The sequence below is a fragment of the Streptomyces sp. 891-h genome (assembly GCF_022760275.1).
In the GTDB taxonomy this organism is placed as follows: Bacteria; Actinomycetota; Actinomycetes; order Streptomycetales; family Streptomycetaceae; genus Streptomyces; species Streptomyces spirodelae.
This window is the reverse complement of sequence record NZ_CP050693.1, coordinates 4329287-4344678: the sequence shown is the minus strand read 5'-3', so window position 1 is coordinate 4344678 and position 15392 is coordinate 4329287. Positions and strand designations below refer to the sequence as shown.

Sequence of the window (15392 nt, the reverse complement as noted above, 5' to 3'; positions counted from 1 at the left end):
TGCCGGGCCGTCTGGCATGTGCCGGAGGGCGATGCCGCAAAAGGCGGGAAGGCTACACCGCAGCGCACCGCGATGTGAAGAGCTGCTTGGAATATGCCATCCGGTTGAGTGAACGGGCACTTCCTGCGCCCGAATCGCCGCGTAATCTCGTTCGCACGTCAGGAACAACCCGGAACAACCGGAGCAGACATGCCGATTCAGCAAGGAAAAGCCCACACGTGGACCAAGTCCAGCTACTCGACCGGCAACGGTGCCTGCGTCGAGGTCAAATCACCGGCTGTGCGCACGGTGGCGGTGCGTGACTCCAAAGATCCGCAGGGTCCCGCGCTGAGCTTCCGGCCGGAGGCGTGGGGCGCGTTCGTGGCCCGCGTGGGCGCCGGGGACTCCGGTACCTGCGCGGTAGCCTGAGGCCCGGCGCGCGAAGCGGGACGCCCGTACGCAGCAGTGACGTAAGAGCCCTCTCGACTGGCCGCCGTCCCGGCCGAGGGGGCTCGGCGCTGTCCGGCCCCGCCTCACCCCAGGGGACCCGACAAAACCCCGTCAGCCCCTGTCAACCCATGTCAGCCCCCGTCAGCTCCCTTCAGCGCAGCTGGTCCACATAGGTGTCCGTTCCCGGGATCGTCGGGACGAAGGGGGCGACCAGTTCCGTTCTCCCCAGACCGGAGTCCGCGACGGCTTCGTCCAGGCCCGTGAAACATGCCTCCCAGCGTTCACGCGGGTCCTCCTGGAGGAACCACAGCAGAGTCAGCCGGGTGTCGACGCCCTCGACCTGCTTCACATACGACATCCGGTCGACGGGCAGCGGAGTGGGGCGGAAAACGGTGACCATGGCGGCGGGTGAACCCTTGAGGCGGGCCGGGAGATGGCGGGTGCGCAGCCACTCCAGCAGTGCGGCCCGCTCGCCGGAGCCGCCCGCGTCGACGACCTGGAGCAGCAGGCCCCGATAGGGGTGGTCGAGCGCGTGGTGGTCGCGGGGCCCGGCGGCACCGTCGCGGTAGACGGTCGTCTCGTGGTTCTGGAAGCTCGTGAAGACATGGGTGCGGTCGCGGTGGACGCGGCCGTCGTGGTTGAGCCGCTTGTTGATCGCGACTGTCCACCGCATGTGCTCCTCGTAGCGGCCCTCGGTGATCCAGTAGGTGGACAGATAGCAGCCTGTGGTGACCGGCTGCGCGACGGCGGACTCGGCTGGGTAGCGCAGCAGTTGGAGATCCCGGGTGGCCACCCAGCGGCGCCCGGCGTAGATCCAGGGCATGGCCATGGCGCCCGCGATGTAGTGGTCGTCCTCGTACCAGCGGTTGTAGGCGTACTCATGGCCCGGATGCGGCTCCACCATCGTGATCAGCGCGTGCCCGGGGCGCACGCCGTAGGGACCGACGGAGGCCAGTCGCGCGTAGGCGGCGGACGCGTCAGCCGTCACCTCGGCCGTCACCTGGGCCGGTGGCTCGACCGGTGGCTCGACCGGTTGTTCAGCCGCTCGCCCGGCCGCTCGCTCGGCCGGTGGTTCAGTCGGCCTCTCCATCGGGGTTCCTCCGGCTCCTCGGCTCCCGTACGGTGTCCCGGACCGGTTTAACTGACTGGGCGTCAGAAATCGAGACCTCGGGCGGTGCCGGCGCAGACGGCGTGCGGAACCGTACGGGAGGCGATCTGTCGTGCTGCTCGCGGACAGGACCGTGGTGGTGTCGGGAGTCGGCGCGGGGCTCGGCCACGAGGTGGCCGCCGCCTGCGTCCGGGAGGGCGCCAGTGTCGCGCTCGGCGCCCGTACGGAGGCGAACCTGGCCGCGTGCGCCGAGGCGGTCGACCCCGACGGGGCACACAGCGCCTACCGCGTCTGCGACATCCGGGACGAGGGGCAGTGCGCTGCGCTGGCCGCGCTGGCCCGCGAGCGCTTCGGCGGTATCGACGCGGTGGTGCATGTCGCGGCACTCGACACCGTCATGGGCGGCCTGGAGGACGCCGACCTCGCGGAGTGGCAGCGCGTACTGGACGTCAATCTGCTGGGGACGCTCCGGATGACCCGTGCCTGCCTCCCGGCGCTGAAGGCCGCCGGGGCCGAGCGCGGGGACGGTTCCGTCGTGATGATCGGCACCCAGTCCTCCGTCGCCCCACCCACCCAGGTCCGGCAGACCGCCTACGCCGCGTCCAAGGGCGCCCTCGTCTCGGCCATGTACTCCCTCGCCCGGGAACTGGGTCCGTACGGGATACGGGTCAACACCGTGCAGCCCGGCTGGATGTGGGGGCCGATGGTGGAGGCGTACGTGGCGTGGACGGCGGAGTCCGAGGGGGTGGCGCCGGAGGTGGTGCGCGGCCGGATGGAGGAGCGGATGGCGCTGCCACGGCTGGCCGAGGACGGGGATGTGGCCGAGACGGCAGTGTTCTTCGCCTCCGGCCGGGCGCGCGGGATCACGGGCCAGTGCCTGCTGGTGAACGCGGGCGAGCTGATGCGGTAGCCGGTGCGCGCGGGGTGTGCGGGCGCCGGTGACGGGGCGTGGGCGGGGCGTACGCGTGCGAGTGCGGGTGCACCTGACACATCGGCCTGGACGCCACGCCTCAGTCCGGGTCCTCGCCGGCCTCGCGGAAGTGCCGTACGACCTGGGCCGCGACCGCCTGGGCCGCACGGGAGGGCCGGCGGCGCCGGTGGTGTGCCAGGTGGACGGAGACGTGCGGCAGGGCGGGACCGCGCACCGCCGCGAGGCGGCCGTCGCCCAGCGCTTCGGCCACATTGGCGTGTGGCAGGACGGTCAGCCCGAGCCCGGCCGCGACACAGGAACGGGCCGCCTCGATGCTGCCGAACCGGGTCAGCCGGGGCCGGGCACCGGGGACCGCCCGTAGCCGTTCGGCCAGCCAGTCGCTGTAGGAGCAGCCCTGCTCGTGGAGGAAGAAGCTCTCCCGCGCCAGTTCGGGCCACTCCACCGGCCGTTCGCAGCCGGCGAAGGGGTGGTCAGCGGCGCACAGCAGCACCAGGGACTGACCGGCGACCCGCTCGGCCGCGATGCCGGAGAAGTCGGCCTGTTCCTCCAGCAGGAGAGCGCAGTCGAGCCTGCCGGCCCGCAGTCCTTCCACGGCACCGGCGGTTCCGCACGGTTCCAGGTGCACCTCCACACCGGGGTGGCTGCCGCGCAGCGCGGCGATCACACCGGGGAGGTGGGCCGAGCAGAGCGTCTCCCCCGCGCCCACCACCACCCTCCCGCTGACCGGGCCGTCCTCGGTGGCCGCCTCGAACAGCCGCGCCTCGGCCACCAGGACTTCCTCGGCGACGCCGAGCAGCCGCGCTCCCGCCTCGGTGAGCAGCGCCCCTCTGGCGAGCCGGTCGAAGAGCCGGGTGCCCAGCGCCTTCTCCAGCGCTCTGATCTGCACGGTGACCGTGGACTGTGCGAGTCGCAGTTCGGCGGCGGCCGCGGTGAAGCTCTCCGTTCTGGCAAGTGCGGTAAAGGTCTGGAGCAGCCTGGTGTCCATGCCAGGACCCTAACAACCCATCGAAAGCCATGATGAGTCTCATGCATAACAATCGTTGGTAATAATGCCGCGAGGGTGGAAAGGTGAAGCCATGACTTCCTCAGCGGCCGAAACGCCTACCCCAGCCACCACAGCGGCACCGGTTGCCGATGCCGAGATCCTCCGCTACACCGCCTTCACCTCCGACCCCGACGGCGGCAACCCGGCCGGTGTCGTACTCGACGCCACGCGGCTCGACGACCAGCAGATGCTGGCGATCGCCGCCGAGGTCGGATACTCCGAGACGGCGTTCGTCACCGCCGGGGACGAGCAGCAGCGCCGGTTCACCCTGCGGTACTTCAGCCCGCTGGCCGAGGTGGCCTTCTGCGGGCACGCCACGGTCGCCACGTCGGTGGCGCTCGCCGAGCGCATCGGCCCGGGCGCGCTGCTCTTCGACACTCCTGCAGGGGAGATCAGCGTCGCGACCGAGACCGACGACAAGGGCGCCGTGCGGGCGACGCTCACCAGCGTTCCCACCCGGTCCCGCGCCGCAGAGGACGCCGAGGTGGACGCCACGCTCTCCGCGCTGGGATGGGCGCGCGCCGACCTGGACGCGGCGCTGCCGCCGCACGTCGCCTTCGGCGGCAACGAGCACCTGGTGCTGGCGGCCGGTTCCCGGGCCCGGCTGGCCGACCTCGACTACGACTTCCAGGCGCTGGCCGACGTCATGAACCGGTACGGCTGGACGACGGTACACCTGGTCTGGCGCGAGAGCGACGACCGCTACCACGCACGCGACCCGTTCCCCGTCGGCGGCGTCGTCGAGGACCCGGCAACCGGGGCGGCAGCCGCCGCGTTCGGAGGCTATCTGCGTACGCTCGGACTGCTGCCCCCGTCAGGCGTGGTCGCCATCCGGCAGGGCGAGGACATGGGGCGGCCGAGCGATCTGCGCATCGAGGCGGAGCCCGGCGACGCGCGAATCCACGTCACGGGCCACGCCGTCCCGATCGCCGACCACTAGGGCCGGCCCAGTCACAGAAAACCCGCAGCCCGCCAACGACCGGCAGCGGCCGGCAACGGCCGGCAGCGGCCGGCAGCGGCCGGCAGCGGCACCCTCTACCCGGCCAAGCCCTCCAACCGCCGCTCGAACAACACCGGCACCGGCATCGAGGGCACGACCGCCACATGGCTGGTGGACCGGTGGTTCGCGGCCTGTGGGAGGTGAGGCAACTTGACGGCCTCGAGCGGGAGACGGGGTGAGGTGCGCTCGTGCCAGAGGCCGGGCACGAACAGACCTCGGCCTGCTCGGGAGCGGGCCGCCCTGCTCACCAGCGGCGTCGCGCCGAGCTGAGCTGCCGCCTCCTTGAAACGCGCCGGCTTCCAGCCGGTCCACTCCTTCACCTTCCGGTCCGTCGGATCCGGAAGGGCCAGCAGCATCAGGTGGAGCGCCGCCGCGTCCTCGCTCAGGCCGTACTGCTCCGCGCACCGGGTCACCAACCGCGGGGCCGAGCGGGCCGGGTGCTGCTCCCAGCCTGCGGGCACCTCGGCGTCGGCGGCCAGATGGGCGCCCAGCGCGGCGAAGTCCTCGCTGAGCAGCAGCCGCAGATCCGCCAGCGCCGGCAGGCCGGAGGGAGTGGGGAGCCACTGGGAGGGCAGGACGGAGTCCAGGTAGGTGTCCAGCGCTTCGAGCACCGGATCGTCCGCACCGGACAGCCGGTCCGGGTCCACGGACACATGGCGGACGTCGTGGTTGTCGTCCTCCGTCACCGTCACGGCCGGGTGCGCGGTGAGTCCGTCGGGGGACGGCGGGGCGCCCATCAGATAGTTGCTCTGCAGGGAGAAGACCCGCAGCGGACCGGGTCCCGCCGCCAGTTCCCGACGCAGCCGCGAGATGGCCGCTCCGAGTACCGGGCGCAGCGGATCGCCCGCGGGTGTGCGGTAGGCGGCCCAGGTGGCGAGGCGGGGCAGCGCCAGCAGTTCGGGCTCGGGGCTCAGTGGTATGCCGGGCTGCAGGCAGTCGGCACCGGCGGCGAGCCGCCCCAGGAGCGCGGATCGCCGCAGTGGCGGCCACCACAGCCGGTCGGCGGTCCCGGTGCGGGGCTCGTTCTCATGCCGACGGCGCGGTGTTGCCGACTCCCCGGTGGGCTGTGCCACTTCCTTGTGGGCCAGTGCCGTCAGCCCGGGCGGCGCGGGCAGCGGTCTGCCGATCTCGCGCAGCCACCACTCGGCGGCCCTCGGCACGTCCGGGCCCTGGGTCCACAGCAGTTCGGGGTCGTCGGGCAGCAGCCTGTCGTAGAGGGCTGCCAGCTGCCCGGGGGTGAGGAAGTGATGGAGCCCGTCCAGGGCCCGCTCGTGCTCCTTCTCCGTCACCTCCCAGCTCTTGAGGCCGTAGGAGCCCGCGGTCGAAAGGAGGCTCTGCGCGGCGCCCTGGTGCGGTGCGCAGGGCAGCACGCCACGCAGCAGGATCACCGCCTCGGGGAGCGAGAGGTCGAGCCGTCCGGCGAGGTCTGCGGCCAGTTCGGGGCGGGCGGGGGCCGCGCCGTGCTGCTGGTACGACTGGGCGAAGCGCGTGAACCAGCTGGCGGGACGCGCGGGCTCCAGCACATCGGCCCTGACTGGTTCGAGGCCCGCGGCGGCGAGCGGACCGGCCGCCGGGAAGTCGCCACCGGGTGCGTACTCCAGCACGCGCAGCGGAACCAGCTTCCGGACCGCCGAGCCGGTTCTGCGCTCCCTGAGCACCAGGGCGGCAGAGGTCCCGGTGCGGATCGGCCACGTGTACAGCGCGGGCAACTGCCGCTCCGTCGCGGTGGGCAGCGCGTACTCCACGATCCGCCACTCGCCCGAGGCGAAGGGGCAGTCCGCGTACTGGGCCAGTTCAGCCACCGTCTTGGAGGCGTCGCGGGTGAGGCCCATCGCGGCGCGGAGGGCCTCCAGCAGGGCGTACCCGTGGACGGGCGCGACCCGGAGCCGCTGCCAGGCGTGGTCCCGCTCCTGACTGCCCTTGCGGAGGTCGCCGTCCCAGGGCGGGGTCTCGGAGACCGCCAGCCGCATCAGCCGTTGGGCGAGGGACCGCCAGGAGGTTTCCTCTTCCGGGGCGGGCGCCGGGGCGGGGGCCCGCTCGGCGTCCGGGGTGAAGCGGCGCACCAGGCGGGCCTGGCCTTCGAGGCAGTTGGCGGCCATCACCAGCAGGTGGGTGACCCGGTGGAAGCTCAGGCCCGCTTCCTGCCAGGTGGTGCCCTGGGCGAGCTCGGGCAGTTCGTCGCGGAGCAGGACGAAGTTGTCGCCTCGTGCTCCGTCGCCCGGACTGAGGTGTTCGGGCTTCACCTTGGCGACGATCTTCTCGATCCGTTCGCGGTCCAGCTGAGGCGGCAGTTCGCGCATCAGCAGCCCGATGACGTCGACCGCGGCGAACTCGCGGGCCGCCTCGGGGTCCTGGAGCAGCTGGTCCACCACCCCGCCGACGTGCACGAACCGGCCGAGGATCAGCACCAGCCCGTCGAAGTCGACCCCGGCGCGCAGCAGCGCCCGCTCTCGCGCACACCAGGCCCGCAGTTCCTCGTGGCCGACCCAGGTGGCGTACAGATGGTCGATCCGGCCCCAGCCCTTGGTCTGATGCGGGTTGTACCAGCGGTTGGACGACATGGCGTCAGCCGCTTTGTCGCCCTCCACCGTCATATCGAGGTCGGCGCGCATCCACGCTCGCACCTCGCGCTCGAAGCGCGCGTCGGCCAGCAGGTGGCGCAGCTCGGGGCGGCGCGAGACCAGCAGGTCGTACGGGCGCGCTGTGGCCAGCCGTTCCGGTGGGTCGCTGACTGCGACGCCGTGCTCCAGGAGCAGGTCCATCAGATCGAGGGGGATGCGCTTGCGCTCTCTCCAGTTGCGGTACGTCCAGTGCCGGAACTCGACCGGGACGCCGTCGGCGGCTGCCCTCGGGGCGACGCGCTCGGCCAGCTCGTACACCATCGGCCACGGGCCGCTGTCCCGGACCGGAGCCGTGTTGACGCAGTCGGTCAGCCAGGCGGCGGCCGCTCCCCGCTCGAGCCCGGGGAGCTCTCCGGTGAGCTGGGCGAGCGCCCCGGTGCGCTCCAGCAGGGTGCGCCACAGCTCGGCCCGTCCCTCTGAGGCGTAGCCGCGGGGGCGCAGCCGCAGGACGGCTTCGCGTACGGCCTCCGCGCGGCGCCCGACCAGGATGTCGATGGCGCGGCCCTTGCAGCAGCGGGTCCAGAACTCGGTGTCGTCGAGCGAGAGCGCGCCGTCCTCGATCAGCTCCGCCATCATGGTGGCCAGCTCTTCGTCCGGGTCCTGTCCGGCCGCCTTGGCGAGCTTGCGGATGTCGGCCGCCAACTGCGGGTGGAGTTCGCCGTGACCGCGGAGCCTGGCCCGCACCACCTCGCGGAAGCGGGCCAGGTGCTCACCTGATCCGCTGCCCCCGGTGGCCAGTTCGTTCACCCACGCCCGCAGCACCGTCGCGGAGAGGGCTCCTGCCGCGGCGTAGCGCAGCTGGCGGGAGTGCAGCCAGGCGTGGTCGGGTGTGCGGCCGAGGTTGCGCTCGGTCTTGCGGGCCCGGCCGAACCAGGCGGCCGCCTCCGCCTCGCTGCCCTGCTGGAGGGCGAAGTCGGCCATCTCGTCCAGCAACGTGACCGCCAGTGCGGGGGCGGTCTCCTCCAGCCCGGCCAGCACGCGGTCCATGTCCTTCTTGAAGACGTACTCCCAGTCCAGGGTCTCGTGCTGGAGGGCGCGGATCTTCTCCAGGGCGAGGCGCTGCTGCTGCGGGTGGGCCGCCAGCACCCGTTCGGGGAACGGCAGCTGTCCGTCGTGATCCGGTGCCCCGTGCGGAATACCGGTGGTGAAGAGGCCGTCCGGCAGCCAGGCGTCCTCGCCCATCAGCAGGTCGCGGTAGGGGACCACGTCCTCGGGCAGCAGCTGGGTCAGGGTGAGCCCGTGCGGGCCCGCGTAGGTGCGGGCGAACAGGCCGTCCTCGCCGCGCTCCTCGGTCAGCGCCACGCAGGCGTCCTCCAGCGCGCGCCGCCACTCGGGGTCGGCTTCGGCCAGCGCGCGCGGGGCGCCTGTTCCTGCTTCGGCCCACGCCTGCGCGTACTCCTGGCAGGCCTTACGGTGTGCGCGCAGCGCCTTTCCCATGGCGATCAGTGAGATCAGCCCGGGGTCGCCGGCGAGCTGGGCCGGGACCGTCTTCAGCTTGCGGCCCTTCGGGTTGCGGTAGACCAGCTCCAGGCCGTCCTCCGTCAACTCGGCCGTGTAGCCGTCCTTCTCCACGCTCGCGGCCATGTGTTGCTGCCTTCCGTCGTCCCCGTTGCCCCGTTCGTCCCCGCACGGACCGCTGCCGCCATGGCACAGCTGTTCCCTGGGCGATCTGCCGTGCGGGGATCTTGCAAAACACCTTATGCGCGGCCACCGACAGCCGCGGAGCCCTGTGGAAAACCCGGTGCGGGCCAGGGCTTGCCCGGCGACGAGCGACCAGCGGCCGGCGACCGGCGACCGGCGACCATCTTGCGTGCCCCGCGCGGGGCTGCGCTCACGCCCGCGGGTAGCGGGCCAGCCACGCGGGAGACGCCGTGCCGGGGCCGTGCAGGGCGGGGCCCTGTGTCATCTCCATGGCGAAGTCGTCGGCCAGTTCCAGGATCGTCGCGCGGCCTTCCAGCTCGGCCACCCAGCCGGGCGGCAGCGAGGTCTCACCGTGCATTGCGCCCAGCAGATTGCCGCAGACGGAGCCGGTCGAGTCGCTGTCCCCGCTGTGGTTGACGGCGAGCAGCAGGCCGTGCCGGACGTCTTCGGCGACCAGCGCGCAGTAGACGCCGATGGACAGCGCCTCCTCGGCCGTCCAGCCCTCCCCCAGCGCCGCCACCCGTTCCGGTGAGGGCATGCCCTGGCGGACGGCGCCCAGGGCACGCTTGAGCGCTTCGGTGGTCTCCTGATGCCCCGGGCGGGTGGCCAGTTGCACCAGGGTGCGCTGGACGGCGGTGTCCAGGTCGTCGCCCCGGGCGAGCGTGTGGACGATGGCGGCGAACGCGCCTGCCGCCAGGTAGCCGGTGGGGTGGCCGTGTGTCTGCGCGGCACACTCCACGGCGAGTTGGAAGACAAGCCCCGGTTCCCAGCCCACCAGCAGCCCGAAGGGCGCCGACCGCATGACGGTGCCGCAGCCCTTGGAGTCGGGGTTCTTCGGCTGCTCGACGGTGCCCATCCGGGGGTCGGCCAGTCCGCTCAGGCACGCGTTCCCGGGAGCGCGGCGGGCGTAGAGCCACTCCTCGCGGGCGAGCCAGCCGTCGTTCTCCCGCCGCTCGTCGGGCCCCCAGTCGCGCTGTGTTGCCGCCCAGCGGAGGTAGGCGGCGTGCACATCGGTGGGCGGGTGCCAGGCGCCGGTGTCGCGGCGTACATGGGCGCGGATGAGGCCGTCCACGGTGAACAGCGTCATCTGGGTGTCGTCGGTGACCGCGCCCCTGCGGCCGTATGCGGGTACGTAGTCCGTGACCCCCTGCGGCCCCCACTTCTCGCGGATGGCGGCCAGCGAGTCGAACTCGACGCCGGCACCGAGAGCGTCACCGATCGCGCCGCCCAGCAGGCAGCCGCGCACCCTGCTGCGGAAGTCCTGCTGCTCGGCCCGTCCCCATATGGCCGTCGCGCCGCCGTCCCCGCCGCCCGCACCTGTCACGATTCGCTGCCCTTCCTTGCCTCCCTAGTGGCTCCCGCACTGTATTAAAGATCCGCCCGCGCGTAGCGGGGTCTGCGGGAGCCGTCGGGCCACAGGCGGCAGGATCGCGCCACGGGCGCCGGGGATCACACCACGGGCAGCAGATCCGGCAGGTGGCCGTCGGAGGCGTGCGCCACCTCGACGCGCTCCGGCGGAACCTCGCCGTAGCGCGTCGTACGCGGTCGTGCGGGGCGCCCCGCGGCCTCCGCGATGGCGACCAGGTCCTTGATGGAGCGGTAGGACCCGTAGGAGGAGCCCGCCATACGAGAAATCGTCTCCTCCATGAGGGTGCCGCCCAGGTCGTTGGCGCCCGAGCGGAGCATTTCGGCGGCCCCTTCGGTGCCCAGTTTCACCCAGCTGGTCTGGATGTTGGGGACCCACGGGTGGAGCAGCAGCCGGGCCATGGCGGTGACGGCCCGGTTCTCGCGGGCCGTGGGCCCCGGGCGGGCGATACCGGCGAGGTAGACGGGCGCGTTGGTGTGGATGAAGGGCAGCGTCACGAACTCGCTGAAGCCGGGCACCCCCTTCTCCAGTGCCGACCGCTGGATGTCGGCCAGCAGCCGCAGATGGCCCAGCCAGTGGCGGGGCTGGTCGACGTGGCCGTACATCATCGTGGACGTCGAGCCCAGGCCCACCTCGTGCGCCGTCTTGACGACCTCGACCCAGGTGGCCGTCGGGAGCTTGCCCTTGGTGAGGATCCAGCGGACCTCGTCGTCCAGGATCTCGGCCGCCGTGCCGGGGATGGAGTCCAGCCCGGCCTCCTTGGCCGCGGTCAGCCACTCGCGGATGGACATTCCGGTGCGGGTGGCGCCGTTGACCACCTCCATGGGCGAGAAGGCGTGCACATGGATGCCCGGCACCCGCTCCTTGACGGCGCGCGCGATGTCGAAGTAGGCGCTGCCCGGCAGGTCCGGGTGGATGCCACCCTGCATGCACACCTCGACAGCGCCCACCTCCCACGCCTGCTGCGCCCGGTCGGCGACCTGCTCCAGGGAGAGCGTGAAGGCGTCGGCGTCGGTGCGGCGCTGTGCGAAGGCACAGAAACGGCAACCCGTGTAGCAGACGTTGGTGAAGTTGATGTTGCGGGTGACGATGTAGGTGACGTCGTCGCCGACCGCGTCCCGGCGGACGTCGTCCGCCGTTCGGCACAGCGCGTCCAGTGCGGGGCCGTCGGCGTGCAGCAGGGCGAGTGCCTGCTCGTCGGTGAGCCGGGTGGGGTCGTCGGCGGCCTGGTCGAGCGCCTGGCGCACATCGGAGTCGACGCGCTGGGGCGCCATTCCCGGCGCCGCGCGCTCGCGCAGCTCGTCCCAGTCGCCGTACACCTCGTCGAAGTCGTCGCGGCGGTCGGCGGTGCGGCCCTCGGTGTCGATGGTGCGGTGCAGATCGGTGCGGCCCATGGGCGTGAAGCCCTCGTCGGGCTCCTGCCAGGGGCGCCCCTCGGGCCGTACGTCCTCGCGGGCCAGCCCCGTGGCCGGGTCGGCCAGCGCCCTCACGTGCGGCAGGACGCGCGGGTCCAGCCACGGTTCGCCGCGCCGCACGAACTCCGGGTAGACGGCGAGGCGCTCGCGCAGCTGGAAGCCGGCGGTCCGGCTCTTCCCGGCCAGCTCGTCGATGTGCGGCCAGGGGCGCTCGGGGTTGACGTGGTCGGGGGTGAGCGGGGAGACGCCGCCCCAGTCGTCGATCCCCGCCTCGATCAGCCGTACGTACTCGGCGTCCACCAGGTTCGGCGGGGCCTGCAGACAGCCGGAAGGGCCCATGATGTGCCGCGCGACGGCGACCGTGGCGACCAGGTCGTCCAGTTCGGCGTCGGGCATACCGCGCATCGCCGTGTCCGGCTTGGCGCGGAAGTTCTGGATGATCAGCTCCTGGACGCCGTGGTAGGCGCGCTGCACACGGCGCAGCGCGAACAGCGACTCGGCACGCTCCTCGTACGTCTCACCGATACCGATCAGCAGACCGCTGGTGAAGGGCACATTGGAGCGCCCCGCGTCCTCCAGCACCCGCAGCCGCACCGCGGGCTCCTTGTCGGGCGAGCCGTAGTGCGGGCCTCCCGGCTCGCTCCACAGCCGCTCGGAGGTGGTCTCCAGCATCATGCCCATGGAGGGCGCGACGGGCTTGAGCCGCTGGAAGTCGGTCCAGGACAGCACCCCGGGGTTGAGGTGCGGCAGCAGCCCGGTCTCCTCCAGGATGCGGATGGCCACGGCGCGGACGTACGCGAGCGTGTCGTCGTAGCCTTCCGCGTCGAGCCAGGCGCGCGCCTCAGGCCAGCGGTCCTCCGGCTTGTCCCCCAGGGTGATCAGCGCTTCCTTGCACCCAAGCTCGGCCCCCCGGCGGGCGATGTCGAGGACTTCGTCCATCGACATGTACATCCCGTGGCCCGCACGGCGCAGCTTGCCGGGGACGGTCACGAACGTGCAGTAGTGGCACTTGTCGCGGCACAGCCGGGTGAGGGGGAGGAAGACGCTCTTGGAGTACGTGATGACACCGGGACGCCCCGCGGCTGCCAGGCCGGCGTCCCTGACTCGGGCCGCCGAAGCGGTCAGGTCCGCCAGGTCCTCGCCCCGCGCCTGGAGCAGCACGGCGGCTTCCGTCACGTCGAGCGCGACCCCGTCCCGCGCCCGCTTCAGGGCCCGCCGCATCGCGTTGGCCGTCGGCGTCTGTCCGTGTGAGGTCATCCCCCGAGCGTAGCCCTCGGCGCGGGCGGCGCAGGTGGGGCGGGGTAGCGGTAACCATTGGCGGGCGCGCCACCGCGGGGACTTCTCGCGCTCACCGACCGCGCGTACAACTCCCCCATGGACTCCTCCAAGGACACGCATATGGGCAGACGTGACGCACTGCGGCTCTCGCTGGCCGCCGGAGCCGCGAGCGCGGTGACGCTTTCCGGAGTGAGGTTCGCCCGCGCCGAGGACGGTGCCGCAGTGAGCCGGAAACTGCGAGGGCACCTGCCCACCGGTGCTCCCGATTTCGTGTATCTGCCGGTGGAGATCCCCGCCGGGGTGCGGGAGATCGCGGTCTCCTACAGCTACGACAAGCCGGACGTGCCGAAGGGCACTCCGGGCAACGCGCTCGACATCGGCATCTTCGACCAGCGCGGCACGGCACTGGGCGGACGGGGTTTCCGCGGCTGGTCCGGCGGCTTCCGGGACTCCTTCGCCATCAGCGCCGAGAAGGCGACCCCCGGCTATCTGGCCGGCCCGGTCGAGGCGGGCACCTGGCATGTGGTGCTGGGCCCGTACACGGTGGCACCGCAGGGCATGGACTACGAGGTGACGGTCACCCTGCGGCACGGTGAGCCCGGCCGTACGCCGCGGCCCGGCTATCCGCCCGAGCGTGCCAAGGGGCGCGGCCGGGCCTGGTACCGGGGCGACTGCCATCTGCACACGGTGCACTCGGACGGGCGCCGTACGCCCGAGGAGGTGGCGGCCGCCGCGCGCGCCGCCGGGCTGGACTTCATCACCACGACCGAGCACAACACCACCTCCGGGCACGCCGCGTGGGAGGGGCTGTGGGGGGACGATCTGCTGGTGCTGTGCGGTGAGGAGATCACCACCCGCAACGGCCACTGGCTGGCGCTGGGCACCGATCCCGGCACCTTCCTCGACTGGCGCTACCGGGCCCGGGACGACGCCTACCCGAGGTTCGCCCGTGCCGTGCACCGGGCCGGCGGTCTGGTGGTGCCCGCGCATCCCAACTGTCCGTTCGTGGGCTGCCAGTGGAAGTTCGGCTACCGGCACGCCGACGCGGTGGAGGTGTGGAACGGCCCGTGGACGGCCGACGACGAGCTGGCGCTGGCCGCCTGGGACAACATGCTCGTCAGCGGCGACAGCCGGCTGCCCGCCATGGGCAACAGCGACGCGCACCGGGAGGGCCAGGACGTGGGGCTGCCGCAGACGGTGGTGCACGCGGACGACCTGGCGCGCCGCCCTGTGCTGGAGGCGATCGCCGCAGGGCGGTCGTATCTGGCCGAGTCGTCGAAGCTCTCGCTGCGGCTGAAGGCGACCACCCCGGGCGGCGGATACGCGACGCTCGGCCAGACGCTGCGGGCCGAGCCCGACACCCCGGTGGACGTCTCCCTCACCCTGCGGGGCGCGCCCGAGGGGGCCACGCTGCACCTGGTGACGGACCAGGGCACCATGCGCACCGGTACCGGCTCACGGCTCACCTGGCGCACCACGCCCTCGCTGGCCGCCTATGTACGAGCCGAGGTGCGGCACCCCGCGCAGGAGGGCTCCGGGCTGCCCGGCGCGATGGCGGCGATGACGAACCCGGTCTGGCTGGGCAGTGCCCCGGAAAGGGGCGGGCGGGGTCAGTGAGGGGCCGACGCGGTGGGCGTGCGGTCGGCGAGCCACCGCAGTGCTGCCTCGGAGGGGGAGCCGGGTTCGACGGTGTAGGTGCACAGCGTCTGGTGGTGGTCGACGGTGAGCTGGAACGTCTCGTAGGACACCTCCAGCTCGCCCGCCTCCGGGTGGTGTATGCGCTTGCGGCCGGAGAATTTTTCGCGCACCTGGTGGTCCTCCCACAGTTCACGGAACCGCGGGCTGCCCTCGAGCAGTTCGGTCAGCACGGCTTTGGCCCGCGGGTGGCACGGGTGGCGTGCGCAGTCGGCGCGCAGCGCGGCGACCGTCTCGGCGGCCATCTCCTCCCAGCCGGGGTGCAGGGTGCGGCTGTCGGGGTGGCGGAAGACCAGCAGAGGCGCGTTGCGCCAGCGGGGCGGCAGGGCCTCCAGATCGAAGGCGACACGGGCGCCGATCCGGTTCCAGGCCAGGAAGTCCAGACCGGGCCCGTAGACGAAGGCGGGGATGTACGGGTCCATGGAGTCCAGCAGCCGCTGGATCTCCGGCCGTACGGCGGTGCGGACCGAGGAGGCGTCGCGGAACTGCGGGTCGGCGAGGTTGCGCAGATAGGTGTGTTCGTCGGCCGTCAGCCGCAGGGCGCGCGCCAGCGCGTCGAGCACCGGGGCGGAGATGCTCTGCGCACGCCCCTGTTCGATGCGGATGTAGTAGTCGACGCTGATACCGGCGAGCTGGGCGACCTCCTCGCGGCGCAGTCCGGGTACCCGGCGCCGGTTGTGGACGGGCGGCAGCCCCACCTCGTCGGGGTCGAGCGCTGCCCTGCGGGACTTGAGGAAGGCGCCGATCTCCAGCGTCTCCTTCTTCTCCGTGACCGTCATACGCCCAGTATCCGCAAAGGGTGGTACTGCCGGACCCAGGTTGGGTCTGATCTGGTTGGGGTGCGCGGCCTGGACGAGGCTTGT

10 protein-coding genes are annotated in these 15392 nt (G+C 72.3%); 4 read left to right on the top strand and 6 right to left on the bottom strand.

Going from position 1 to position 15392, the window contains the following annotated elements; translation table 11 throughout:
* Positions 1–189 precede the first annotated feature (189 nt).
* Positions 190–408, top strand: coding sequence for a DUF397 domain-containing protein (locus HC362_RS18995; RefSeq protein ID WP_243085175.1), 219 nt, complete (start codon positions 190–192; stop codon positions 406–408).
* Between the two features lie 172 nt (positions 409–580).
* Here HC362_RS18995 and HC362_RS18990 read toward each other — a convergent pair whose 3' ends face one another.
* A complete protein-coding gene (locus tag HC362_RS18990) occupies positions 581–1519 on the bottom strand; it encodes a hypothetical protein (RefSeq protein ID WP_243085173.1) in 939 nt (312 codons plus the stop codon).
* A gap of 130 nt (positions 1520–1649) precedes the next feature.
* Between HC362_RS18990 and HC362_RS18985 the strand changes: the two genes are divergently transcribed.
* Positions 1650–2447 carry an SDR family oxidoreductase gene (locus tag HC362_RS18985; RefSeq protein ID WP_243085170.1) on the top strand — a complete coding sequence of 266 codons (798 nt, stop codon included), beginning with the start codon at positions 1650–1652 and terminating at the stop codon, positions 2445–2447.
* 100 nt (positions 2448–2547) lie between these two features.
* Here HC362_RS18985 and HC362_RS18980 read toward each other — a convergent pair whose 3' ends face one another.
* Positions 2548–3453: a LysR family transcriptional regulator gene (locus tag HC362_RS18980; protein WP_243085169.1), complete on the bottom strand. Its 906-nt coding sequence runs from the start codon at positions 3451–3453 to the stop codon at positions 2548–2550.
* Between the two features lie 91 nt (positions 3454–3544).
* Here HC362_RS18980 and HC362_RS18975 point away from each other — a divergent pair, with 91 nt between their 5' ends.
* Positions 3545–4453, top strand: a complete 909-nt coding sequence (locus tag HC362_RS18975) for a PhzF family phenazine biosynthesis isomerase (protein WP_243085168.1) — start codon at positions 3545–3547, stop codon at positions 4451–4453.
* Between the two features lie 95 nt (positions 4454–4548).
* On the opposite strand, the gene HC362_RS18970 is transcribed toward HC362_RS18975, so the two are convergent.
* From HC362_RS18970 to HC362_RS18960, 3 genes are all read right to left on the bottom strand, one after another.
* Positions 4549–8718, bottom strand: coding sequence for a hypothetical protein (locus HC362_RS18970; RefSeq protein WP_243085167.1), 4170 nt, complete (start codon positions 8716–8718; stop codon positions 4549–4551).
* Between the two features lie 247 nt (positions 8719–8965).
* The gene (locus HC362_RS18965; RefSeq protein WP_243085166.1) at positions 8966–10099 is read right to left on the bottom strand and encodes an ADP-ribosylglycohydrolase family protein; all 1134 of its coding nucleotides are present in this window, start codon (positions 10097–10099) and stop codon (positions 8966–8968) included.
* A gap of 125 nt (positions 10100–10224) precedes the next feature.
* Positions 10225–12813, bottom strand: coding sequence for a bifunctional FO biosynthesis protein CofGH (locus tag HC362_RS18960; protein ID WP_243085164.1), 2589 nt, complete (start codon positions 12811–12813; stop codon positions 10225–10227).
* A gap of 141 nt (positions 12814–12954) precedes the next feature.
* Here HC362_RS18960 and HC362_RS18955 point away from each other — a divergent pair, with 141 nt between their 5' ends.
* Positions 12955–14451: a CehA/McbA family metallohydrolase gene (locus tag HC362_RS18955; protein WP_243088699.1), complete on the top strand. Its 1497-nt coding sequence runs from the start codon at positions 12955–12957 to the stop codon at positions 14449–14451.
* Here HC362_RS18955 and HC362_RS18950 read toward each other — a convergent pair.
* Positions 14445–15308, bottom strand: coding sequence for a helix-turn-helix transcriptional regulator (locus tag HC362_RS18950; RefSeq protein ID WP_243085162.1), 864 nt, complete (start codon positions 15306–15308; stop codon positions 14445–14447). The two genes, HC362_RS18955 and HC362_RS18950, sit on opposite strands and share 7 nt — an antisense overlap.
* Between the last annotated feature and the right edge of the window lie 84 nt (positions 15309–15392).